Genomic DNA, 24,207 nt, shown 5'->3' with positions numbered 1-24,207 from the left:
TTACCACAGCATCGTGCGCGCTAGCGTCACCTGCAGGCTGAAGTAGTCGGGGTCGTGGTTGGTTGACTGTAGCAGCGCGACTCCCAGCGGATTGGTTTTGACCGTGGTTGGAAACGTGTGCTCGACTTTCGAATAGGCGATGCTGGCATCTAATGTAATTTCGTCAAAGTCTTTTCTCGGCACCAGGAAAATGCCGGAAAAAGGAATCGACTCGCCGGGAGCGATGCCGAAGCCGCCACCGTAGGATGGTTTTACAAATCGCGTCAAGTTGACGACCCGATAAACCGTCGAACGCGAACTGACTCGCGCATCCCGCAGATACTGCGTGAGGCTCCCGTTGAACATCGTGACGTTAGCAGGCGTTCCTTGCGTTGTAAAGCGGACGCCGGTCGCCGTCACTGCCGTCGCTATGAGATATACCGTGGACAGCCCGGCGTTGCGGATACTCCCCGTGTACTCGAGGGCAGTCAAGTCGCCCTTAGCGCCGACTCTTTGCAGCGAGCCGGTTAACAGAACGCGCGGTTCGCCGATCACTGGCTTCACGCGTTCTACATAAATGAAAACATAAATCGCCCACGCCCCGGCCAGGATAATCGCAACGATTTCGACGATGTCGCGCAGAATCGCGGTGCGGCTATGCGCCTCGCGGTGCGTACCAAACATTCGCCCGGCTTTCAACGCATGATCGCTGCCTCCTCGGCGCCCCGGCGCAGGGCCTAAAGGCGGAAACGCCGCTCGGCGTCGTCGGCTATGTAGGCGCCGATTGCAAGGGACGCCGTAGCGGCGGGCGACGATGCATTCCGCACGTGCAAAATATTCTCGGTGCCTTCGAAAACAAAATCGGCGACTAGATTGCCATCGAGTGTAACCGGCTGCGCTTGGATGCCCGAAGGCCCGGGGAGCACGTCCTCGACCTGCAGCTCGGGAATGAAGCGCTGCAGCGCGCTGACGTAAGCGCTGCGCACCACGTCCCGGTACATCTCGCCGGCGCCGGTCTTGAAGTGACGAGCCGCCAGCTTCAGGAAGCCGGAATAGGTTAACGTCTCCGTCAGATCGCGAAGATCGACCGTGCCGAAGCTATAGCCTTCGCGCGCAAAGGCCAGCACCGCGTTGGGGCCGAGCCATACCTCGCCGTTCATGCGCGGCGTGAAGTGTACGCCCAAAAACGGAAACGTCGGATCGGGAACCGGGTAGATGTTTCCGTTCACAAGATGCCGCTTCTCCGGTTTCAGAATAAGATAGTCGCCGCGGAACGGGACGATCTTCGGATCGTTGCGGCCGCCGGTCATCTTGGCGAGCCGATCCGAATATAAGCCGCCGCACGTGATGACGTTTCGGGTTTCAGTCTCGCCCAGCGTCGTTGCGATCCGGAGGGCGCCGCCATTCTGCGAGATGCCGGTGACGGCGCGACCCGTTTGAATCGCGCCGCCCATCTCGCGGACATCGCGCGCGTAGGACTGCGCGACGTCGCCGAAGTCCACGATTCCGGTTACCGGCGAATGAATCGCCTGAATGCCGGAGCAGTGCGGCTCGTGCATTCGAATTCCCGCGGCGTCGAGCAACTCCAGGCCTTCGATTCCGTTGGCTTGGCCACGTTCCCACAGCGCTTGCAGACGCGGGAGCTCGTCTTCATCCGTCGCTACAATCAGCTTTCCGACTTGGCGGTATTCGATTCCCTTGGCGCGGCAGTAGTCCCAGAGCGCCCGGCGCCCTTCAACGCATAGCTTGGCTTTGAGCGAACCGGGCGCGTAATAGATGCCCGCATGAATGACGCCGCTGTTTCGGCCCGACTGATGCGCGGCGACCCTGTCTTCCTTTTCCAGAATAGTCAGGCGCAAGTGCGGGTGCCGCAGCAAGAGCTCGCGGCCGGTCGCAAGGCCGATAATGCCCGCGCCCACGATGGTGACGTCGTTCACGCTGGGCGGCTTCGCGCGAGCCGCAGGCAAGCCCGCCTCTGGTCGTAACCGCCGCCTGGGGTCATGGGTTATCATGGATGCATGAGCACCACTCTCGAGCGCATCGCGCCATTTCAAAACGAAGCCATTAAGACCTACACGGACCCCACCGACATCGCGGCGATGCAGGCCGCGCTGGCATCCGTAAAGGCGCGTTTCGGAAAGACGTATCCACTGGTGATCGACGGCGAACGGATCGAGACGGAGAAGAAGATTCCGTCGCTCAATCCGGCCAATCCGGCGGAGATCGTCGGTAAGACCGCCTCAGCGTCCCTCGAACAAGCGAACCGCGCGATTGAAGTGGCGCACGCTGCATTCGCATCTTGGAAGGAGACGCCCGCCGAGAAACGTGCCGGATATCTCTTCGATGCGGCGCGGCTGGTGCGCGAGCGTCGCGAAGAATTCAACGCGCTGCTGGTGTACGAAGTTGGCAAGAGTTGGGTGGAAGCCGACGCCGATACCGCCGAAGCAATCGATTTTCTAGAATTTTACGGCCGCGAGGCGCTGCGTTACGCGCAGCCGCAACCGCTTACGCCGATTCCGGGCGAGAAGAACGAATTGGTATACGTGCCGCTCGGCGTCGGCGTGGTGATTCCGCCGTGGAACTTTGCGTTTGCGATCATGGCCGGCATGGCGAGTGCGGCGATCGTTACCGGCAACACCGTCGTCCTAAAGCCCTCGAGCGATAGTGCCATCATCGCGGCATGGTTTGTCGATTTGATGCACGAGATCGGTCTGCCCAAAGGCGTGTTGAATTTCGTGCCGGGAAGCGGCGCCGTCATCGGCGACGCGCTCGTCGCAAATCCGCTGACGCGCTTCATTGCGTTCACGGGAAGCAAGGAAGTCGGCTTGCACGTTAACGAGCTGGCAGCCAAACCGCAAAAGGGTCAGCGCTGGATCAAACGCGTGATCGCGGAGATGGGCGGCAAGGATTCGATCATTGTCGCCGCCGATGCGGACATGGATGCCGCCGTCGAGGGCGTCGCAGTTTCGGCGTTCGGCTTTCAGGGGCAAAAGTGCTCGGCCTGTTCTCGTGCAATTGTCGAGTCGGCGATTTACGACCAGTTTTTGGAGAAGCTGAAGAAACGCGTCGCTACGATTCGCGTCGGCGATCCGAGCGATAACCAAACGTACATGGGCCCCGTGATCAACGAGCGGGCGCTTAAGACGATTGAAGGCTACATCGAGACCGGTAAGAAGGAAGGCCGGCTCATCGCGGGCGGAAAGCGCGCGAGCGGCAACGGTTACTTTCTCGAGCCTACCGTCATTGCCGATACGCCGCCGGACGCGACGATCGCCCAGGAAGAGATCTTCGGGCCTGTGCTGGCGGTCATCAAGGCGAAAGACTTCGATGACGCGCTAAACATTGCGAACAATACGGAGTTCGGCCTAACGGGATCGGTCTACACGAAGGATGAGAAGAAGATCGCGCGCGCGACCGATGAGTTCTTCGTTGGGAATCTCTACTTTAATCGTAAATCCACCGGCGCGATGGTCGGCGGTCATCCGTTCGGCGGATTCAACATGTCCGGCACCGATAGTAAGGCCGGCGGCCGCGACTACCTGCTGCTGTTCCTACAAGCCAAACTGCATTCGCGCAAACTCTAGAAGAGCCGCGAAATCGGCAGTATGATCCCGGCCTCGCGAAGCATGGGATCGTCGGCGCGCCGGATCGGCATGCGCAGGCGCATCTCCACGTAGTCGAAGATCAGAGGTCGCGTTGGGGTGAACATTTTTTTCCTTTTGTTTTCGTAAGTACGAGTGCCTAATCGAGCAGGGCGTGCTGGGCGCCCTGCTCGCTCCGGCGGGCACTTGCGCCGGACCCGCGTTCCGACCGCGGTTTAGAACGTCACGGTATAGAGATAGCTTCCGCCGACGGCCGCGCAGTTGCTGACCTCGGGGACGAAGCGCGACATGCGCGCAGAGCGTAGCGCCGCACGGTCCAGATTCGGATTTCCGGTGGATTGAATGACGGACTCGGAGACGAGCGACCCCGTTGGGGAGAGCTCGATCGCAACTCCGGCGGTGCCGGCCGCGCCTTGGAGTGCGGCGATCGTCGGCATCTCGAAGAACGCCGAGGCGACGCGCGCGTCGCTGTTCGGGTTCGCGCAGGCGCCGGCTATACCGACCATGGGCGTCTGAGCGGCATGGGGACTAAGCGGCTTAAGCGTTACCGAGAAGGCGGCAGCGGGGGCGGCCGCGCTTAGGGTCAGGGCAAGGGCCCCGGCAAAACTCAGGTACTTAATGAAGGCTGGCATGACATCTCACTTTCGAGTGGTGGTAACCTTCAATAAGTCTATGCTGGTTATCGGTAACTTGTCAAGCTAGTTTACTGGTTATTTTGGCCAAATGGTGGTATCATCATGACGATGGCTAGGCCCACCTACGCGGCGCCGGGTGAAGTCGAAACTCTCCGCCGCTTCATTAATACGGGGTCCCCCGAAGAAGGGCTGGACTTCACGATCTACTATGGGCTGCAGGAGTGGTGCGCCAAGACCGGCCTCTGCGCGGACGCCTCGCCGGAGGACCTTAGCCGCTTGCGAGCCTTCCGGGAAGGCCTCCGTGAGGTCTTGGAGGCCAATGGCGGCGTGGGGGAGGCTTCCTCGGCTTGGGCGGCATTGGAACCTTTCACGCGAGAGGCGAGTTATGGAATGCGTATCGACGAGTCGGGTTCGCCCGCTCTCGAACCCGCCGGCCAAGGCGCCGAGCGGACGATCGCCGCTCTGCTGGCGATCGTGTACGATGCGATGCGGCGCGGCTATTGGCCGCGCCTCAAAGCGTGTCGCAAAGAGAGCTGCCGCTGGGCCTACTACGATTGGTCCAAGAACGGATCGGGCCGCTGGTGCGATATGGCCGTCTGCGGGAATCGCATGAAGGCCAAACGCCGGCGAAATCGGGCGAAAAACCCTGCTTGACACCCCCCTACTGGCGCGGTATGATGCTCGTCGTGACTCCAAAACTGGCGTCGCCCCGTTCCTTGAAAACTGAACAGTGCAGTAGCGCATAAGTCTGTGGGTCTCGTCCTGGTAAACAGTACGGCGTCGACAAGACGCTTTTTTGTTTCCAGTCCGAGAATATTAATCAGCGCGACAAAGAGCCGTTCCACCGATTCTTTGAAGCGACTGATCGTACAGTATTATGGCTAGCCTGCGACACAATTCGTGATTGGAAACGATCGCGTATTGATCGCGGGCGGATCGATTCGCAATCGATCCATAAATTAGTCAGCGAAAATAGAGAGCCAACAAAAGGCTCCATAAAATGTTTATGGAGAGTTTGATCCTGGCTCAGGACTAACGCTGGCGGCGTGCCTAACACATGCAAGTCGAGCGGGGTAGCAATACCCAGCGGCAGACGGGTGAGTAACGCGTGGTCAACCTTCCGTTGAATGGGGGATAACTAGCCGAAAGGTTAGCTAATACCGCATACGATCTTTTGAAGGCATCTTTAAAAGATGAAAGGAGCAATCCGTTCAACGACGGGACCGCGTCCCATTAGCTAGATGGTGGGGTAATGGCCTACCATGGCGACGATGGGTAGCTGGTTTGAGAGAGCGACCAGCCACACTGGGACTGAGAAACGGCCCAGACTCCTACGGGAGGCAGCAGTGAGGAATTTTCCGCAATGGGCGAAAGCCTGACGGAGCGACGCCGCGTGTGGGAAGAAGGCCTTCGGGTCGTAAACCACTGTCGAAGGGGACGATTATGACGGTACCCTTGGAGGAAGCCCCGGCTAACTACGTGCCAGCAGCCGCGGTAAGACGTAGGGGGCAAGCGTTGTTCGGAATTATTGGGCGTAAAGAGCTCGTAGGCGGGATTGGAAGTCCGTGTTGAAAGACCTCGGCTCAACTGAGGGACCGGCGCGGATACTCTAATTCTTGAGGCAATCAGAGGATGATGGAATTCCCGGTGTAGCGGTGAAATGCGTAGATATCGGGAGGAACACCAGTGGCGAAGGCGATCATCTGGGGTTGTTCTGACGCTGAGGAGCGAAAGCTAGGGGAGCAAACGGGATTAGATACCCCGGTAGTCCTAGCCGTAAACGATGGACACTAGGTGTATGTGGTATCAACTCCATATGTGCCGTAGTTAACACAATAAGTGTCCCGCCTGGGGAGTACGGCCGCAAGGTTAAAACTCAAAGGAATTGACGGGGGCCCGCACAAGCGGTGGAGCATGTGGTTCAATTCGACGCAACGCGAAGAACCTTACCGGGGCTTGACATCTGCGGAAATCCCATGAAAGTGGGCTTCGGGGCAACCCGACCGCAAGACAGGTGCTGCATGGCTGTCGTCAGCTCGTGCCGTGAGGTGTTGGGTTAAGTCCCGCAACGAGCGCAACCCTTGTCGTGTGTTGGTCCACAAGATCTCTCACACGAGACCGCCGGTGAGAAGCCGGAGGAAGGTGGGGATGACGTCAAGTCAGCATGGCCCTTACGTCCCGGGCTACACACGTGCTACAATGCGCGCGACAGCGAGCCGCAAACTTGTGAAAGTAAGCCAATCTCTGAAACGCGCGCTCAGTTCGGATTGAAGGCTGCAACTCGCCTTCATGAAGTCGGAATCGCTAGTAAACGCAGATCAGCTACGCTGCGTTGAATACGTTCCCGGGCCTTGTACACACCGCCCGTCACGTCACCTGAGTTTAGTGTACCCGAAGCCGTCCGTGCAACCGCAAGGAGCAAGACGTCTAAGGTATGCTAGGTAAGGGGGACGAAGTCGTAACAAGGTAGCCGTATCGGAAGGTGCGGCTGGATCACCTCCTTTCTAAGGAGTACATGTATTTGGAAGATGCTTGCATCTTCGCAAGTACGTACATTCTATGTTGATCACAGACGATGCCAAAAATCCAGGAGTCTATCGGGCAACTAGCTCGTACGGCTGAGGATTCTGGCCTTTTCCGTCGCTCTCGAGCGGCGGTTTCGTGCGCGGCTCCTACTATAGGGGTTTACCGTTAAGGTACTGCACTGTTCAGCTTTGAGGGAACGAACATTCCCCCAGAGCGATCGCTACCATGTTGTCATCCTGAGGTATCGAAGGACCGCGAGGGCTTGCCCGAGCGGCTCAGAGGTAAATCGAGCCGGCACATAACGACGCGATCGCAATGAGATCTTTGAAAACTGCATAGAGAAGAACTTTCATGTGTGTAATACACATGAAGCGGTTCGCAACAACTTATTTCCGTAATTGTTGCGAATGCAATTAACGTCAAAAATATTAAAGGGCACGAGGTGAATACCTTGGCTCCACAAGCGACGAAGGACGTACCAAGCTGCGAAAAGCCAGGGGTAGCTGCTAAGAAGCGATGATCCCTGGGTATCCGAATGGGGCAACCCCCGAGCCGTCATGGGCTCGGACTCCACGATGAATTCAATAGTCGTGAGAGAGCAGACCCGGTGAACTGAAACATCTAAGTAGCCGGAGGAACAGACATCAACCGAGATTCCCGTAGTAGTGGCGAGCGAACTGGGAACAGCCTAAACCGTGCATGTGCAAGCGATCAGGCGTTGCATGCGCGGGGTTGTACGGCGGCCATCTCAACGCTGATTCGTTGAGCGCAAGTTACAAAAGCGATCGTTAGCAGAAGCCGGCTGGAAAGCCGCACCAAAGAAAGTGAAAGTCTTGTAGGCAAAAGCGATCGATCTTGCGGAGCCGTTCGTGAGTAAGGCGGGGCACGAGAAACCCTGTCTGAAACCGGGAGGACCATCTTCCAAGGCTAAATATGTTGTGGAGACCGATAGCGAATCAGTACCGTGAGGGAAAGGTGAAAAGAACCCCCAAAGGGGAGTGAAATAGAACATGAAACCGCGTGCCTACAAACCGTGAAAGGCCAATGCGCAAGCAAGGCTGATCGCGTGCCTATTGAAGAATGAACCTGCGAGTTACTTGGTACGGGCTTGGTTAAGGTGTTGAGCCGGAGCCGTAGCGAAAGCGAGTCTGAATAGGGCGCTTGTCCGTATCAGTAGACCCGAAACCAAGCGATCTATCCATGAGCAGGGTGAAGCATGATTAAACTCATGTGGAGGCCCGCACCTGTTGTTGTTGAAAAAACATTGGATGACTTGTGGATAGGGGTGAAAAGCCAATCGAGCTTGGAGATAGCTGGTTCTCCCCGAAATAGTTTTAGGACTAGCGTTGCGATTTAAACCTTGGGGGTAGAGCACTGACAGGGCTAGGGGCCTTACCGGGTTACCGAACCCCATCAAACTCCGAATACCGAGGCGAACATCGTAGCAGTCAGACAGTGGGGGATAAGCTCCATTGTCAAAAGGGAAACAGCCCAGACCAACAGCTAAGGTCCCTAATAGATGCTCAGTGGTAAAGGAAGTCTTGTCGCATAGACAACTAGGAGGTTGGCTTAGAAGCAGCCACCCTTGAAAGAGTGCGTAATAGCTCACTAGTCGAGTGATGGGGCGCCGAAAATGTAACGGGGCTCAAGCATCTAACCGAAGCTTTGGGATTACTAAAAATAATCGGTAGGGGAGCGTTGTAGCGTAGGCTGAAGCTTGACCGTGAGGACGAGTGGACGAACTACAAGTGCGAATGCAGGTACAAGTAGCGAGAAAAGAGAGTGAAAACCTCTCTCGCCGGAAGTCTAAGGTTTCCTGAGCAACGTCAATCGTCTCAGGGTGAGTCGGGAGCTAAGCCGAGGCTGAGAAGCGTAGGCGATGCACAAGCAGTTCATATTCTGCTACCACCGATGACCGTTAGATCTTTCTCGAATTTTAAACAACAGCAATGTTGTTTAACGTTCGAGTTGAGATCTTGAATCGAAGGGATGACGCAGGAGGATATGTCAGCGCACCGATGGATGTGTGCGCTTAAGCAGGTAGGGGGTCACATAGGCAAATCCGTGTGGCAACTCCGAGATGCGATAACGAGGATCTTCGGATCCGAAGTGACAGACTCCACGCTGCCAAGAAAAGTCTCTAGATAGGATCATAGGTGCCCGTACCGCAAACCGACACAGGTAGACTGGCAGAGCATGCTAAGGCGACGGGAGAACCCCTGTTAAGGAACTCGGCAAATTAACCCCGTAACTTTGGGAGAAGGGGTGCCTTTTTCGGTCTAGTTTTTACAACGAAAGCTGGAGAAGGTCTCAGAAAATAGGCCCAAGCGACTGTTTAACAAAAACACAGGTCTCTGCGAACGCGAAAGCGGACGTATAGGGGCTGACTCCTGCCCGGTGCTGGAAGGTTAAAGGGAGAGGTTAGGGCGCAAGCCCAAAGCTTTGATCTGAAGCCCCAGTAAACGGCGGCGGTAACTATAACCGTCCTAAGGTGACAACTTAATCGTTGCCTTGACGCGCAGTAATGTGCGTCGTAACACTCAGCTATATGCGGGAACATCCTAAGAGCCCAACCTACTCGGCCGGCTAACGCCGGTCTGTAAAAATGGTTTGGGATTGGACAATCCGCAGGAAACCGTGAGTCTTTTGATTCGCGGGATCCTCAGAGACTATACGCTGAGCTCCAGATACGAGTTGAATCGTGCGCGATTCTCTTACTGGATGAAGATAGAGTCCACTCCGGCGTGAAAGCGCCGGAAAAAAGTGAGCGAAATTCCTTGTCGGGTAAGTTCCGACCTGCACGAATGGAGTAACGACTTGGGCACTGTCTCGATGGGGGGCCCGGCGAAATTGCAGTACCAGTGAAGATGCTGGTTACCCGCGGCAGGACGGAAAGACCCCATGAAGCTTTACTGTACCCTGATGTTGGGGTCTGAGATTTTCTGTACAGGATAGGTGGGAGACGATGATCCGCGGGCGTCAGTTCGCGGGGAGCCAACGTTGGGATACCACCCTGAAAATCTTGGGCTTCTAACTTACTGCCATTATCTGGTAGTAGGACAGCGTCAGGCGGGCAGTTTGACTGGGGCGGTCGCCTCCTAAAGAGTAACGGAGGCGCCCAAAGGTTCCCTCAGGACGGTCAGAAACCGTTCGCATAGAGTGTATAGGCAAAAGGGAGCTTGACTGCGAGACTTACAAGTCGAGCAGGTGCGAAAGCAGGGCTAAGTGATCCGGCGGTACCGAATGGAAGGGCCGTCGCTTATCGGATAAAAGCTACTCTGGGGATAACAGGCTTATCTCCCCCAAGAGTCACGTCAAGGGCTCTCCGCGCGAGCGATCGCGCGGCAAACTAGCGACTCATATCGGTGAAACCCTTTTAGGGCAATACCGAGGGAAGAACGTTCGCCATCATTATATGATGGGCTAACCTCACGCGAGCATGCCTCGCGAACGTTCCCTGTAACGACTCCACAACGTGTGGGATGGACGCTCCTCGCCGGCAACGGCGAAATTTATAGCGCTCATAATACGTCGCTCTCTCGAAAGAGATGAAGGTATAGTCTAAGCTGCAAGCGATTGCAGATAGCCACATCGACGGGGAGGTTTGGCACCTCGATGTCGGATCGTCGCATCCTGGGGCTGTAGTTGGTCCCAAGGGTTGGGCTGTTCGCCCATTAAAGCGGTACGCGATCTGGGTTCAGAACGTCGTGAGACAGTTCGGTCCCTATCCGCCGTGGGCGCAAGAGATTTGAGGAGTGTCGACCCTAGTACGAGAGGACCGGGTCGAACGAACCTCTGGTGAACCGGTTGTCCCGCCAGGGGCATAGCCGGGTAGCTATGTTCGGATCAGATAAACGCTGAAAGCATATAAGCGTGAAACTGACTCCAAGATGAGATCTCGAACTCGTAAGAGTGAAGGGTCGTGGTAGACTACCACGTTGATAGGCCGGAGGTGAAAGCACCGCAAGGTGTGCAGCTGACCGGTACTAATCGCCCGGACATTTTTGATTCTTATGCTTCGTGCGGTTATGCACTGAAAGTTCTTCTCTACGCAGCTTTCTCATCGCGATCGGTTCGAGCTCCGGCTCGCCATCGCGGTGAGGATCAAGTTTCTGGCGCTCATAGCGGCGGGGCACCACCCGTTCCCATCCCGAACACGGCAGTTAAGCCCGCCAGCGCCGATGATAGTCGATCCGCAAGGTTCCTCGAAAGTAGGTCGGCGCCAGATTAAGTAACGAAGCCCGGTGAGAAATCACCGGGCTTTTTGTTTGTGCCATACGGGTGGCACTCTCGGCCGGTAAACTCGATGTATGGAGACCTGGTTTGGCAGGGCTGCGCGGCAACTCCGGTTCGCTAATCGCGAACTTGAGATTGTCGTTGGATCCTTGCTCGGAGATGCGACCCTTCAAAAAACATCGTCAGGATATTGCTTCCGGGTTCATCATGGAATTCATCAGCGGAGCCTGGTTGATTGGAAATACAACGAACTGAAGCGCTTCGTTCGAACGCCGCCGCGTGAATCCGCTGGTGGCTACTACTTTCGAACCGTCACGCACCCGGAGCTGTCACGATTAAGGTTCTTATTCTATCCGCATGAGCGCAAGACGGTCCCGATAGAGATTCTTGCACGATACATGAGCGCATTAAGTCTCGCTGTGTGGATCATGGACGATGGCGCCGCCGACGGGAGGCAAGTGCGCCTAAATACGCAGTGCTTTAGCTCAGATGAGGCTCGCCAGCTGGTAGTGCTTTGCGAGAGCAAGTTCGGAATTGCCATGACAATCAACCGCGACAAGGGCCGCCCGCGACTGCGATGCTCCGCCGCCAGCATGCGGCGAGTTGTCGCCTTAGTAACGCCCCACATGATCCCTGAGATGGAATATAAGTTAAGCCGGCCGCTCGTTTAAGGTAAGAAGTACATCGGGTTCGGCAGTTTGTAGATCCGATCCGCGTGGCCGCCACGCAAGTCGCTCCATTGGTCGCCGATGCTCTCCAAAATGTCGTAACCCTGCGACGCAATTTTTGCGCGCGTGCCGGACTTGAACGGAATGACGGAGACGTTCTTATCTGAAACCGAGCGTAGGTAGAGTGCGGTGGGCGCAGGGAAACCGGCTGCCGCCATTTCCGCGACAGTTGCCGCGCGATCCGGTTCGCGCCGGCCGGTGATGAAGAAGATCGCAACACCCTTCGCGTGCAGGTATTTCGCGAACGCGAGGCTCGGCTTTATCACAGGGAACCGGTCCGTGCGCATCCACGTGTTCCATAAGTTGAGCACAAACCCAAAACTGATGCTCTTCTGGTAGGTGTAGCTGGAAACGCACGTGTCGTCGATGTCGAAGACGACCGCGGGGCGCTTTGCGCCCGCCGCCAGCCGCATAGCGGCATAGGCCTGCGCTCGTGCGATGACGCGAGCAACGTCGGCGGCTTGGCGCCCTGAATCGTAGTAGGCCGTAACGTTCGCTTTGAGGCCGGCGAGATTCGGTACGCCTCCATTGAGGCCGAAGCCCGCGTCCGCATATGCCGCTGTGGCTCCGGCCAAAAAGAGAGCGGCCGCGAGCGCGATGCTTTTCTTAACGGGAGACATCTACTCGATAATTGGCGGTCTTGTCGCCTCTGAGGGTGTACACGGTGTGCGGCTGGCGGAAGTCTTTTTTAATCGTTGCTTTCGGGTCGCCGGTGCACCGGTGCCCGACAAATTCGAACGTGTAGCTATAGACGCGGAACAAATAGTACTTTGAAGTCTGATGACCGGCCGCCACGCAAAAAGATTCAGGCGGCCCGGCTTTGTCGGCCACAATATACACAACTGAGTTGGAGTCGTTCGTAAAGATGGCCGAATCAACGGCGTCCTTAGCGGCCGACGTAGGCGCAGTGGCGGCGACGGTCGCCAGACAGACAAACGCGAAACACAACGCGATTAAACGTGTCATACAGGCCTCCTTGCGCGGGCCTTCTTTTCAGGCGCGCGCCGTCCTTCCCGCACGCCTCCTACGTAAGCCGGATTAGCTGAATCCGACGACCGGCGTGGAAGCGCGCATCACGGGAGGCAATCGATGCCGCGTTCAGTGATGTACTGCGCCCTCGCCGCATTCGCGATCGTCTTGCACGGCTGCGGCGCTCAGACGCTTCCTTTGCCGCACAACCTACCTGGCGTAACCGAATTTCAGGTGGGTATCAGTTCAGGCCCAATTAGCATCGTGGCGGGCCCCGACGGCAACCTTTGGTTTACTGAAGGCCAGGCGTTCAGCATAAATCGCATCGGGCGCCTCACAACGAACGGAACCCTCACCGAGTTTTCGAGTGGAATCAGTAGCGCTTCGGCTGCGAACGGCATAGCAAAGGGGCTCGATGGCAACCTTTGGTTCACCGAGGAAACGGGCAGTCGCGTCGGTCGCATAACGACGGCCGGCGTCGTTACAGAATTCGCGGCCGGCATTACGCCGGGTTCTAGGCCGTTCGACATTACTGCCGGACCTGATGGAAATCTCTGGTTTACCGAGCTGGTAGGCAATCAGATCGGGCGCATTACACCAAGCGGGACCGTTACCGAGTTTTCGGCCGGCATCAGCGCTAACTCGCAGCCATTTTCTATTGCAGCGGGTCCCGACGGCAACCTGTGGTTCACCGAGCAATCCGGTGACCGCATCGGCCGCATTACGCCTAGCGGAACTGTTACGGAGTTTTCAGCCGGCATTACCGCCGGTTCCGGGCCACGCGGTATCGCGTTGGGGCCTGACGGGAATCTGTGGTTCACCGAGTTCAATGTCTCACGGATCGGCCGCATCACGACAAGCGGCACAATTACGGAATTCTCAACCGGCATCAGCGCAAACTCCAGGCCGTACGGCATTACGGCCGGTCCCGACGGCAACCTGTGGTTCACGGAGTTCATGGTAAGTCGAATCGGGCGCATTACCCCCAGCGGAACCGTGACGGAATTCTCGAACGGCATAACGCCCGGTGCCGGACTCTTCAGCATCGCTACGGGCTCCGACGGAAACCTCTGGTTCACGGAAAATTTGATCAATAGTGTCGGAAGACTAACTCCTTAGTCGAGGAAGCGACGGTCGGCAGGGTGTTGGCCCATTATAAGGAAACGGGCCCTTGAACGGAGGTTGCCGGATAGGCTGCCGTGCGTTTTCTTATTTCGCGCTTTCTTGATTGGCGCGCGCTCCTAGCGGTCACGGCCGCTCTCGCAGGTTGCAACGGTGGCGGAAGTTCCGGCGCGCCGCCGGGACCTTTTGTGCCGACATCTTCGGGAGTGCAAGTCTCGCCCGGATCGTTGAGCCTGGCCGGCTTGGGCGGCGCCAGCGCGAAAACGTTTCTTGCCTTCGAAAATCTTTATACCGGCGCGTTGACCGAGAGCGATACGTGCAATCCAGCCTCCGGTGCACTAGCAAGCATTTCTCCCGCAAGCGGAACCGGTCAGGTCACGTTTACGGTAACACCGCGCGGCCTCGGGAATTGCACGATCACGGTCAGCGATACGAACTCGCAATCGGCCTCGGTTTCGGTGAGAATAGTCGGGGTCATGGTTGTTGCACCCAGCTCGTTAGACTTTCTCGCAACGGGCGCGGCCTCGCAAACGTTTACGGCCTCCGAGGCCGGCTACACCGGCACGTTCTCACAAACCAACACCTGCGGCTCAGGGTCGGTGGCCGCCGTGACTCCCGCCGGCGGGACCGCACCGGTTACATTTACGGTCACGCCGCAAAACCTCGGCACGTGCTCGGTGACGGTCACCGATACCAATGCCCTCAGTGCCCCCGTTTCAGTTCGGGTGACGAGTTCCAGCGTCGGCATAGGCGTTCCGGGGCCGCCCATCGTCACGGAATTCTCGAATGGCATTTCCGCTTCCCAGCCGACAGGCATCACGACAGGCCCGGACGGCAACTTGTGGTTTACGGAAGATTTCGGCAATCAAATCGGCCGCATAACCCCGAGCGGAACGGCCACCGAATTTTCCAGCGGCATTACCGCCGGCGCCGGACCGTACTATATCGCGAGCGGTCCGGATGGTAACTTGTGGTTTACTGAATTCGGCGGCAGTCGCATCGGCCGCATTACCCCGAGCGGAACGGTCACCGAATTTTCCAGCGGCATTACCGCCTCTGCCCAGCCGCTTGGGATTGCGCCCGGTCCGGACGGCAATCTATGGTTTGCCGAGTTCAGCGGAAATCGCATCGGGCGGATCACGCCGAGCGGAACGGTCACCGAATTTTCGAGCGGCATTACGGCCGGTTCGAGTCCCTACGGCATCACTTCCGGCCCGGACGGCAACCTTTGGTTTACTGAATACAACGGCAATCGCATCGGCCGCATCACCCCGAGCGGAACGGTCACCGAATTTTCCAGCGGCATTACCGCGAGTTCCCACCCGATCATCATCACGGCAGGCGCGGACGGCAATCTGTGGTTTACGGAAAATACCGCCAATCGGATCGGCCGCATCACCCCGAACGGAACGGTCACCGAATTTTCGAGCGGCATTACTGCCACTACCAATCTGAGCGGCATCACTTCCGGCCCGGACGGCAACCTGTGGTTTACTGAATACAACAACAATCGCATCGCCCGCATCACCCCGAGCGGAACCGTCACCGAATTTTCGAGTGGTATTAGCGCCACTGCCGGACTGATAGACATCACAAGAGGCCCGGACGGCAACCTATGGTTTACTGAAGCGTCCATCAGTCGCATCGGAAGGTTGCAGCCGTGAGGCGCATCGGATTCGCGATTGTCATTGCCGCGCTTCTCGCGGGCTGCATGGGGCGCGGGATGCAGTCATTGCCTCCCGGAAACGCAGCCGGAGCGAACACGCCGTTGGCGTTGCAGCTTCTTGTTCCCGCGCCGAGCGCGTCATCGGGCATTCGGCCGATGTACGTTTCGCGCAACACAAAGGGCCTGGGAATTAGTTACGGTGCGCATCCGGCGACGTTCCCGCCGGTGACGATGCCGTCGAGCGCGTACGACGTATCGCCTTCCAGTTCGCTGTGCGTAGTGAATTCGGACGGATCGCGCACGTGTACGCTTTCGCTTGCCGCGCCGCCCGGGAGCGACGACTTCCAAGTGATTGCGTGGGACGCCGTTCCGGTGAGCGGCTCGTTCGCGAGCGCGAACCGCTTATCGGGAACGACGGTGACGAAAACCATCAACGCCGGGCAAGCAAACTCGCTGAGTTTTGTGCTCGACGGCGTGGTGAACGGCGTCGGACTGTTTGTATCGGCCTCAAGCCTGCCCGCCGCGGCGAGCAGCAGCCCTTCGCAAACCGCTACACTTTTCGTAAACGCCACCGATCTCTACGGCAACATTATTATCGGCAGCGGAAACTATGCGGATGCAAGCGGCAACCCGCTGACGTTCTCGATCGCGCAGTCGACGACGGTCAGCGGTGATACGCTACGGACGTCACTCTCCGGCAACACGATAACCTCGGCTTCGGCGAACACGCTGACCGTAACGTATTCCGGTAACTCGAGCTATGGCGCGAAATTTACGGCAACTCCGAGCGTTCCGATTGCAGGCACGGTGGGCACGGCGGCGCTGAGCATATCGCCGTGGCTGATCAGCGAATTCGCGTTATCCCCGGGGTGTGGACCGGTCGGGCTTATCGTGGGTCCCGATCACAACTTGTGGTTTGCCGAATCCGACGGCGACCGCGTCGGGCGTGTCACGCCGACCGGCACCGTGACCGAATACGCGGTCGCTTCAGGAGCTGGACCACTCGGCATTACGGCCGGTCCCGATGGCAAACTGTGGTTTACGGAAGCCAATAGCAGCCGCATCGGGCGCATAAACACGGACGGCACCGGCTACACGGAATTTTCGGCCGGCATTACCAGTGGCTCGTCCCCTCAGTTCATCACCGCGGGCCCTGATGGAAATCTGTGGTTCACCGAAGCAGCCGATCGTATCGCGAAGATCACAACGGCCGGCGTAGTGACCGAGTATACGAGCGGCATCACTGCCGGCTCGAGCCCGATAGGCATCGCAGTCGGAGGCGACGGCAATATTTGGTTCACAGAATACATCGCGGGCGCGATTGGCAAGTTCGTTCCCGGAGGAACCAGCGCGACGGAATTCACCACAGGCATCCCGGTCGGCGCATTTCCAATAGGCATCGTAGCGGCGCCAAGCGGCGGCAGCATGTTCTTTACGGAGAATGGCGTCGACGCCATCGGCAAAATTACCACAAGCGGCGGCGTAGTGACGCAATTCACTGACGGCATTAGTCCGGCCGCGGAGCCCTTCGGCATCACGACGGGCCCGGACGGTAATTTATGGTTTACCGAATGCTGCGGCAATCGCATCGGCCGAATGACAACCGCCGGCGTCGTGACCGAGTTTTCAAACGGCTTGACCGCAAACTCGTCGCCGTCAGGCATCACGGCCGGCCCCGACGGCAATATCTGGTTTACCGAAGAGGACGGCAACAACGTCGGCCGCCTGATTTATTAAACGTCGCCCTTCCAGAGTTGCGGAATCGGCCGGTCCGGATTCTTGCTGCGAAACACCGTGATCAACCGCATCAGAAGAAGAAGCGTAATGATCCCCGTAACCACGGCAGGAATCGGCCAGGGCGGCGCCTGCAGCACCCATTCCTGGCTGAAGATACCCAGCGCGGCTATGAGCAGCCCCGTATTCCACATTTTTTCGCCGTCTTTGCCGCGATAAAACATTCCGAAAACGGCCAGGGCCACGCCGATGGCAACCATGACGGTGAGATAGTGAACGATGGTCTCGATGCTCATGAGCCCAAATACTTCACGAACCAAGCCTCCCAATTGCGGTAGATGTCTTCGATACGCACCGGGTCGCGCGGAAAGTGTCCCACCACGGGATAAATGAGGAACTGCACGGGCGTCCCGGTTGCCCGAACCTCGTGATAAAACTCATAAGCCAGCGGCGTCGGGACTCGGAAGTCGCCGGCGTCGCTCATAATGAGTGTCGGCGTGCGGACGTTCGAAGCGTAGCTGAGCGGAGACTCGGCTTCGTAAAGATTGTATTCAGACGAGCTCGACCAGGGCGATTTGCCGATGAATTGCGGGGCGAAGTCCTTGGCGTCGGTCATCGTGTCGTATTGGACCCAATCGTTGACGGCCGCGCCCGAGACGGCAGCCCGCCAGCGGTGATCTTGCGTAATGAGCCACGACGTCATCAGTCCGCCCTCGCTCCAGCCCGAGACGCCGATGCGGCTTGAATCGATCGGCGTGGTCGCCAGAACGGTGGCCAGGCCGGCTTCAATGTCGCGTCCAGGTACGCTGGTGATGTGCGGCACCGTCGTGCGCGCGTATTTCAAGCCTAAGTTGTCGCTGCCGCGGTAATTCGGCTGAAACACGAACCAGCCGTGCGCGGCCATCACTTGCACGAATCCGGAGTAGGCGGTGGTTGAAGCGGCGGTCGGACCGCCGTGAATGTACAGCACGAGTGGCGCGCGTCCGCCGCGTGTCATCCTGAGCTTGTCGAAGGAGGGCGGAGCCGTCAGCACGCCATCGGCAGTCATGCCGTCAAACGTGCGCCACGTCACCGGGCGCGTCACGCCGAGGCGATAACGCGAGATCCAGCCGTTGTAGTTTGTTAGGCGCACAGGCGTTTTGGCGCCGGGCGCAACGAGATAGAGTTCGGTCGGCCGGTTTGGCGCGACTCCGGTAAACGCAATTATGCCGTTGCGCGAAACGGTCGCGACGCTGGTGCTAAGCGTACCGATCGGAACGACGGAAACCGCGCCCGCGGGTGTGACGCGGAAGAGCCGGCGCTGCGTCGCATCGTTGGCAGTCAGGAGCAAAGAGCCGTCGGGCAAGAACGATGCATCGCCGACGTTACGGTCTAAGCCAGTCGTAATACTGCGCGGGTTCGCGCCGTTTGCGTCGGCAAGCGCGATTTCGGTCTGCATCGTGCCGCGCGGATTCGAGAAGGCGAAGGCGATGCGTCCGCTCGAGGCGCGCACCGGGTCGCTCTGGGTCGTGGAAAGTTGTGGCAGCGCGGTCATCCCGCCTGAGGCAACGTTGAGACGAACGATTTGCCGTGAGAGGTACCGGTTGGGATGGCGGTGGCCGGTAATGCGCGTAACGAAAACACTGCGTCCGTCGTGCGCGTAGGTAAAGCCGCCCCCAACGCTCCAGTCGCCGGCTCCTACGCGCTTCGCCTTTCCGCCCGATGAGGCGATCTCGTAGAGATATTCCGGCGTTGGAGCGGACTGGTCGGTCCAGGCGTCGTCCGTGACGTCAAACGCATCGTCGTGAGCTTTTATGGCTTTTGCGTTCGGCGCTTCGATACGCGCGGAATACGCCAGCGCGCGCCCGTCCGGCCGCCAATCGAAGGCGTTTACGCCCGTCGTGTCATGCGTGACTTGGGTTGCTTCGCCGCCGTTCATCGGCAGGACGAAGATCTGCGAAACGTGGTCCGAATTGGGATCGTCGGGATCGACGACGCCCTGCGCCACATAGGCAAGCCGCGATCCATCGGGCGACCACGCTATTTGGCCTAGGCCGGTGACATCGTGCAGTAACGTGCGTGTCGCGCGAGTCCGGACGTTCACTAAGACCACGTCGGCCACGCTCCGGTCTTTCTTATAGTCGCCGCGCCGAAGGATTAACGCAACGTTCCGGCCGTCCGGCGTTATTGCCGGCGAACCCAGGCTCACGGTCTTCCGCAGATCGGCGAGCTTTAGCGTCAGGGTTTGCGCCGGGGGCGTCGTTATTGCGATCAGCATCATTTCAGCCACCTATCCAGCCAGCCGGCCCAGGCTCGCAAGGTTATCTCGATTCCGACGGGATCCGTCGCGAAGTGTCCGTACCGGGGGAATGCCGTGAACTTCACGGGTACGCCGCGATCGCGGAGCGCATGGTAAAACGTGTAGGCCTGGGAGACCGGCACACGTTGATCGCGCGTGTCGCTGAGAATCAGCGTCGGCGTCTTTACGTTATCGACAAACGTGATCGGCGACTCCGCGGCATATGCGGCCCGGCCCGTTTTACTGAAGGGCAAAGCGCCGCTGAAGAACGTCTGGGCGAAGTTCTCGTTGATGTCGGCAAGCAGTGCCTGCTGATACCAGTCGGTGACGGCCGCGCCCATAACGGCAGCGCGCCAAAAGTTCGCGTGGCCGATCAGCCACGATGTCTGCAAGCCGCCGCCCGACCAGCCCGAGACGGCGATCCGGTTCTCGTCGATCATGCCGGTGGCTCGCAGCGCTGCGACGGCGGCGAGATTATCGCGGCCCGGCCCGCTCGTGACATCGCCGACGATCGCCTGCAAGAACGCGTCGCCCATGTTGTCGCTGCCGCGATAGTTCGGGCGGAAAACGAAGTAGTCGTGCGCGGCCAAAATCTGCACGAGGCGCATACCCTCGACGCCGGCCATATCCCACGTCGACGTGGACACGGGCCCCCCGTGAATGTCCAACACCAACGGATACTTGTGGCCGGGCACGTAGTGTACGGGATACGTTAGGACGCCGACGGCCTTTGTTCCCATGTCGGTTTGCCACTCGAACGCTTCCGATTTCGCGATTTGGAAATCGTTCATCCAGGCATTTTCATTGCTGACCTGGTGCGGCGTTGAGGAACCGGCGGGAAGGTAATAAATCTCCGCCGGACGATCGCGCCGAAGCCCCACAAACGCGATCGCGCCATCAGTTCCAACGGTTGCGTCTGCTCCGAAGTCTACGTCGCCAAGCGGGATCCGGCCGTGATCCAGGCTTCGCGATAGTTGGGCCCCGCGGCCGGGATAGACGTCGAATCTCGTTCCGGTGGCGTTCTGAAGAGAGATGTCCCACACGATGCTCCGGACACCATCCGTGCTCGCGACGAACAAATCACCGTCAGAACAGCCGTACCAATGAACGTTTCTGTCGATGGAAGCGCCGGAGTTCCAAATCTCAGCATCCATACGCCCGAGAACACGAACGGAGACGTCCTGAGTAAGGTAAAGTGAGTCGTGGCGCGGGCGGCTTTCTGTGAACGCAGAGAATAACGGCGATCCACAGATCTTCGCGTCCGCATTGACGCCTAGTCCCAGATCCGTGTTCGTCTTCTGACCTACGTTATAAACGAACGTGGTCTGCGAAACCATATGCGCAAAAATCGGATCCGGCTGACGCTGATAATAAATTTTGGAGCCATCGGACGCCCAAACCGGCGCCGTCCCCTTGACGACGCTCCAGGATCCGGACGTTAGCCGGTTCGCGGAGCTTCCGTCTGCATTAACCTGCCACAAGTGCGCTGCCTGGGGCGCCTCGCGTGTTAGGTAATCGTTGTCGGTGATGGTCACCGCATCGAGATGGTTGTCCAGCGCCTTTTGATTGGCCGGATCGTCGTCTGAGACATACGCCAGCGCGTTTCCATCCGGGCGCCACGCGTAGTTTTGAACGCCGGCTTTATTTGTCGTGATCTGTAGCGCGTCGCCGCCGTTCATCGGCATCACGTAGAGTTGTGCGGGTTTGCCCAACTCGGGTGAGGCGAGAAAGGCCAGCCGTGTGCCATCGGGAGACCACTGCGGGTTATCCACGCCGATGCGGCCGCGCGTAAGGGCGCGCGCTCCCGTTCCGTCTACATTTACAAGGACGAGTTCCGTACGATTGCGATCGGCTTTCCAGTCCACCGTCGAACGGACATAGGCGATGCGTGTGCCGTCGGGTGATATGTGCGGAGCGCGCACCGCAACGACGCGCCGCAGATCTTCAAACGTCAGCACCTTTGGCGTAGCCGCCGGCGCTATTGCGGCAAAAGCAAAAAAGAAGAGGGGCAGAATTCGTAGTGCTCTTATCATCAGCTTAAACCGTTCTTCGCGCAGCAGGCGAGGATACGCTTCAGTTCGGCCGCATTCGGCGGCCACAAAAGGTAGAGCGTCGCCTTGAGCCGTTCGAAACCAGAAGGTGTAACGGGATCAAGGAGAGTCTGCGTGGCATCGTCGTCCGGCAGTCCGGCGAGCAGCGCCTGCAGTTTGTGTGACGGCGCATACCCTGTCGCTTCGCCGAAGCCGGTTCCGATGCGCTCACCCGAAGGGGTCCATAGCACCGTGGCGCCTTCTAAATACTCTGCGCCGTTCGCAAAATAGCCGGTCTGACCACCCTCAACAAGCGGCGTCATAACGATTTCGCGTAAATGCGGCGGAGCTGGATCGCCGAACGAAAATTCCCAACGATTCGGATACCACGTGCCCGAGGCGGGATATTCGGCATCGTTGGTGTGCGTGGCGCGCACCCATCCCGTGACGCGCAGCGTTCCTTTTATGTCGTGCGTTGCCGCCTGCGGATCCATCATCTTGCCGGCGACCGCGACCGTCATCGTTCCGGGCGGCTGGGATCCGGTTTGAGAGTAAAAGGCCTCGTTGCCGGCGGAGTGCATTGCAGCCACTGTAATTTCGTAGTTGTCTTCGAACTGCAGCGGGAACCAGTCCCATCCGCCGGGGGCGCGCGTTGCGAGGAGAGACGCGGCGCGCAAGGCCGGCGGCACGGGCGCACCGGCTGGAAGAAAACCCGTTCCCCACTGGTGATCCATCCAGAAGGTACCGTCAATAAGTTTAATTTGGCGGCCGTCAATTTCGATCGCGCTGCGCGAACCGTCGAGCCCGATCGCCGGAATCGAATAATACAGCGTCCCGATGCCGCCGCAGCAGGGTGCGCAGCCGTCGCCGCCCTGCAACAGCACGCCTTTACCGCTCGCAAACGTTAGATCGACTGAAATCTCAGAGTGCGGTTCCGATCCGCGATCCCATCCCTTAGCCCGAAGGCGAAGCGGAAAGAGATCGTGCTGGTTCTGCGCCTCGATCGAGTTCTTTCCGATACGCCAGAAGAACGGCGCATTGCCTACCTCCAGCAAACCGGAAGTTCCGGCAATTGCGAGGGGAGCAGCACGGTAATGCCGTCCGCCGGCTTCGCTCATGGAGAGATGCACTTCCATGATCTGGTTCTCGATATCCGTCAGCCCGAGTTGCGCGGCGAGCGGCGGCGGAAGAAGCGCCCACTGCCAAAACATGAGCTCGACGCCATAGGCTTTGCCGTGTTCGTCGGTAGCGGTGCCGACGAAGAAGTGCCAACCCACCTGGTGCTTGAGCGAAACCGCGTGGTCGCGTGGGAATTGCAGATCGGCGGTCTCGCCCAAGAGCGCGTACCCCTCGACGGTGTCGAGTCCGAGAAGGTTTGACAGAATGTACGCCTGGTGCGGCGACAGCTCGGCGGAATGTTCATTGAAGAATTCATAGCGCTTGCGGTAGCTTGGAATGAAGGCTTCGCGCCGCTGCATGAGCTGCGCCAAATAGGCGCGCATGCGTTGGCCGAAGGCCGCCGGCGAATTCTTTGGTCGACTAAGCCGGTCCTGAATATCCGCAGGTATGCCGGATGGGTCGAAGGCCGGCAGCCAGAGGGCCCGCGCGACTTGGTCGGCGGTATCGGCATCAATCGCGAGGGTGGTAAGCACTGGCAGGCGGCGTACGCTTTCTCGCGGCGCTGCGCCTGCTTGCTCGATCGGAACGAGGTTCCGCTTCGTTGGCAGCCTAATCTGACGCCCATGAAAACCACGGTCGTCTGCGCCGCCCTGAGTCTCGGCTTGCTGTTTTCGGGCATCTCCACCGCGAGCGCCCAAAGTCCGCCGGCGGACGTTTATAAACAGGCGCAGGCGCTGATCGAAAAGCACGATTACAAGGGCGCGATAGCGATCCTCGATGCCTACATCAGCAATCACCCCGCGGAGGCGAAATACCTAGTTCTACGCGGCGACGCCAAAGACGACATCGGCGACCATATAGGCGCGCTCATCGACTATGACGCGGCAATTCACATCAATCCGGAGTATGAGTATGCATACGCAACGCGCGCCGGCACCGAGGTGGAGATGGGCCATTATGATGCCGGGGTTGCCGACGCTACCAAGGCAATCGCCCTCACCTCCGACGACGATGCCGCGTATCGAACTCGTGCCATTGCGTACATGAATCTCGATAAACTCGATGCAGCGCTGGCTGACGCCGAAAAAGCCGTCACAATCGACAAGTCGAATTCCTACAATTTGAGTACGCGCTGCCGCGCTCACCGCAATCTCAAGCAATACGATCTCGCAATCAGCGACTGCACGACCGCCATCACGCTCGATGCGACGAACGATTCGGCGTTTTATGCACGGGGGATGGCCTACATCGGCGAATCCTCGTGGGGGAACGCAATCGGCGACTTTCGCAAAGCACTGCAGATAGACGATACGAACACGAACGCGTTCTATTGGATCGCCATGAGCGAATATCAACAGCAGCAGTACGCGCAGGCCCTTACGGACGCCAACGCCTACATAAAAACCGCCGATAGAGACGGGGACGGGTTTCTTCTGCGGGCCAAAATCGAGCTCAAACAGGGGAATAGCGCGGGCGCGCGCACCGATGCGACCGAAGCGTTACGGCTCTATCACATCCAAGCCGACGACACCAGCGCAAAGGACGCGCAAGATTTTTTGGATAGCCTGGGCAAACCGTAAACG

At 58.5% G+C, this 24,207-nt stretch carries 17 protein-coding genes and 3 rRNA genes; 10 read left to right on the top strand and 10 right to left on the bottom strand.

What is annotated here, in order from left to right; genetic code table 11:
* Both VFO29_05735 and lhgO read right to left on the bottom strand, forming a co-directional pair.
* A complete protein-coding gene (locus VFO29_05735) occupies positions 1 to 663 on the bottom strand; it encodes a hypothetical protein (GenBank protein HET9392998.1) in 663 nt (220 codons plus the stop codon).
* Positions 664 to 716: 53 nt separating this feature from the next.
* Positions 717 to 1,916, bottom strand: coding sequence for an L-2-hydroxyglutarate oxidase (gene lhgO, locus VFO29_05730; protein HET9392997.1), 1,200 nt, complete (start codon positions 1,914 to 1,916; stop codon positions 717 to 719).
* A gap of 81 nt (positions 1,917 to 1,997) precedes the next feature.
* Here lhgO and pruA point away from each other — a divergent pair, with 81 nt between their 5' ends.
* A complete protein-coding gene (pruA, locus tag VFO29_05725) occupies positions 1,998 to 3,563 on the top strand; it encodes an L-glutamate gamma-semialdehyde dehydrogenase (GenBank protein ID HET9392996.1) in 1,566 nt (521 codons plus the stop codon).
* Here the strand turns inward: pruA and VFO29_05720 are convergent.
* The gene (locus tag VFO29_05720) at positions 3,560 to 3,688 is read right to left on the bottom strand and encodes a hypothetical protein (GenBank protein HET9392995.1); all 129 of its coding nucleotides are present in this window, start codon (positions 3,686 to 3,688) and stop codon (positions 3,560 to 3,562) included. The genes pruA and VFO29_05720 overlap by 4 nt on opposite strands.
* Positions 3,689 to 3,796: 108 nt before the next feature.
* Positions 3,797 to 4,213, bottom strand: coding sequence for a TonB family protein (locus tag VFO29_05715; protein HET9392994.1), 417 nt, complete (start codon positions 4,211 to 4,213; stop codon positions 3,797 to 3,799).
* A 105-nt stretch (positions 4,214 to 4,318) separates the two neighbouring features.
* Between VFO29_05715 and VFO29_05710 the strand changes: the two genes are divergently transcribed.
* The 5 genes from VFO29_05710 to VFO29_05690 all read left to right on the top strand — a co-directional run bounded on the left by VFO29_05710 (position 4,319) and on the right by VFO29_05690 (position 11,649).
* A complete protein-coding gene (locus VFO29_05710; protein ID HET9392993.1) occupies positions 4,319 to 4,870 on the top strand; it encodes a CGNR zinc finger domain-containing protein in 552 nt (183 codons plus the stop codon).
* 349 nt (positions 4,871 to 5,219) lie between these two features.
* Positions 5,220 to 6,720 (top strand): 16S ribosomal RNA (locus VFO29_05705).
* A gap of 441 nt (positions 6,721 to 7,161) precedes the next feature.
* Positions 7,162 to 10,752: ribosomal RNA gene (locus VFO29_05700) — 23S ribosomal RNA — on the top strand.
* 101 nt (positions 10,753 to 10,853) lie between these two features.
* Positions 10,854 to 10,970 (top strand): 5S ribosomal RNA (rrf, locus tag VFO29_05695).
* Together the 16S, 23S and 5S rRNA genes form the textbook arrangement of a ribosomal RNA operon.
* Positions 10,971 to 11,052: 82 nt before the next feature.
* Positions 11,053 to 11,649, top strand: a complete 597-nt coding sequence (locus tag VFO29_05690) for a hypothetical protein (protein ID HET9392992.1) — start codon at positions 11,053 to 11,055, stop codon at positions 11,647 to 11,649.
* Here VFO29_05690 and VFO29_05685 read toward each other — a convergent pair.
* Together VFO29_05685 and VFO29_05680 are read right to left on the bottom strand one after the other, a co-directional pair.
* Positions 11,646 to 12,326, bottom strand: coding sequence for an HAD family acid phosphatase (locus VFO29_05685; GenBank protein HET9392991.1), 681 nt, complete (start codon positions 12,324 to 12,326; stop codon positions 11,646 to 11,648). The genes VFO29_05690 and VFO29_05685 overlap by 4 nt on opposite strands.
* Complete coding sequence (locus tag VFO29_05680) at positions 12,313 to 12,672, bottom strand: hypothetical protein (protein HET9392990.1); 360 nt, start codon at positions 12,670 to 12,672, stop codon at positions 12,313 to 12,315. Before VFO29_05680 ends, VFO29_05685 begins: the two co-directional genes overlap by 14 nt.
* Before the next feature lie 135 nt (positions 12,673 to 12,807).
* Between VFO29_05680 and VFO29_05675 the strand changes: the two genes are divergently transcribed.
* The 3 genes from VFO29_05675 to VFO29_05665 all read left to right on the top strand — a co-directional run bounded on the left by VFO29_05675 (position 12,808) and on the right by VFO29_05665 (position 17,200).
* Positions 12,808 to 13,794, top strand: a complete 987-nt coding sequence (locus tag VFO29_05675; GenBank protein ID HET9392989.1) for a hypothetical protein — start codon at positions 12,808 to 12,810, stop codon at positions 13,792 to 13,794.
* An 80-nt stretch (positions 13,795 to 13,874) separates the two neighbouring features.
* A complete protein-coding gene (locus VFO29_05670; GenBank protein HET9392988.1) occupies positions 13,875 to 15,461 on the top strand; it encodes a hypothetical protein in 1,587 nt (528 codons plus the stop codon).
* Complete coding sequence (locus VFO29_05665; GenBank protein HET9392987.1) at positions 15,458 to 17,200, top strand: hypothetical protein; 1,743 nt, start codon at positions 15,458 to 15,460, stop codon at positions 17,198 to 17,200. The genes VFO29_05670 and VFO29_05665 overlap by 4 nt, the downstream gene beginning before the upstream one ends.
* On the opposite strand, the gene VFO29_05660 is transcribed toward VFO29_05665, so the two are convergent.
* The 4 genes from VFO29_05660 to VFO29_05645 are packed head-to-tail and all read right to left on the bottom strand — an operon-like array spanning position 17,197 to position 23,157.
* Positions 17,197 to 17,493 (bottom strand): hypothetical protein, encoded by a 297-nt coding sequence (locus VFO29_05660; protein HET9392986.1) that lies wholly within the window; start codon positions 17,491 to 17,493, stop codon positions 17,197 to 17,199. The genes VFO29_05665 and VFO29_05660 overlap by 4 nt on opposite strands.
* Positions 17,490 to 19,457, bottom strand: a complete 1,968-nt coding sequence (locus VFO29_05655) for a S9 family peptidase (protein HET9392985.1) — start codon at positions 19,455 to 19,457, stop codon at positions 17,490 to 17,492. The genes VFO29_05660 and VFO29_05655 overlap by 4 nt, the downstream gene beginning before the upstream one ends.
* Positions 19,454 to 21,508 (bottom strand): S9 family peptidase, encoded by a 2,055-nt coding sequence (locus tag VFO29_05650; GenBank protein ID HET9392984.1) that lies wholly within the window; start codon positions 21,506 to 21,508, stop codon positions 19,454 to 19,456. The genes VFO29_05655 and VFO29_05650 overlap by 4 nt, the downstream gene beginning before the upstream one ends.
* Positions 21,508 to 23,157, bottom strand: a complete 1,650-nt coding sequence (locus VFO29_05645) for a lipocalin-like domain-containing protein (GenBank protein HET9392983.1) — start codon at positions 23,155 to 23,157, stop codon at positions 21,508 to 21,510. The genes VFO29_05650 and VFO29_05645 overlap by 1 nt, the downstream gene beginning before the upstream one ends.
* Before the next feature lie 90 nt (positions 23,158 to 23,247).
* Between VFO29_05645 and VFO29_05640 the strand changes: the two genes are divergently transcribed.
* Complete coding sequence (locus VFO29_05640) at positions 23,248 to 24,204, top strand: tetratricopeptide repeat protein (GenBank protein ID HET9392982.1); 957 nt, start codon at positions 23,248 to 23,250, stop codon at positions 24,202 to 24,204.
* Positions 24,205 to 24,207 lie beyond the last annotated feature (3 nt).

The sequence above is a fragment of the Candidatus Rubrimentiphilum sp. genome (assembly GCA_035710515.1).
Taxonomy (GTDB): domain Bacteria; phylum Vulcanimicrobiota; class Vulcanimicrobiia; order Vulcanimicrobiales; family Vulcanimicrobiaceae; genus Rubrimentiphilum.
Note: the sequence above shows the minus strand (reverse complement) of the source record. Positions and strands in the feature narration are given on the sequence as shown.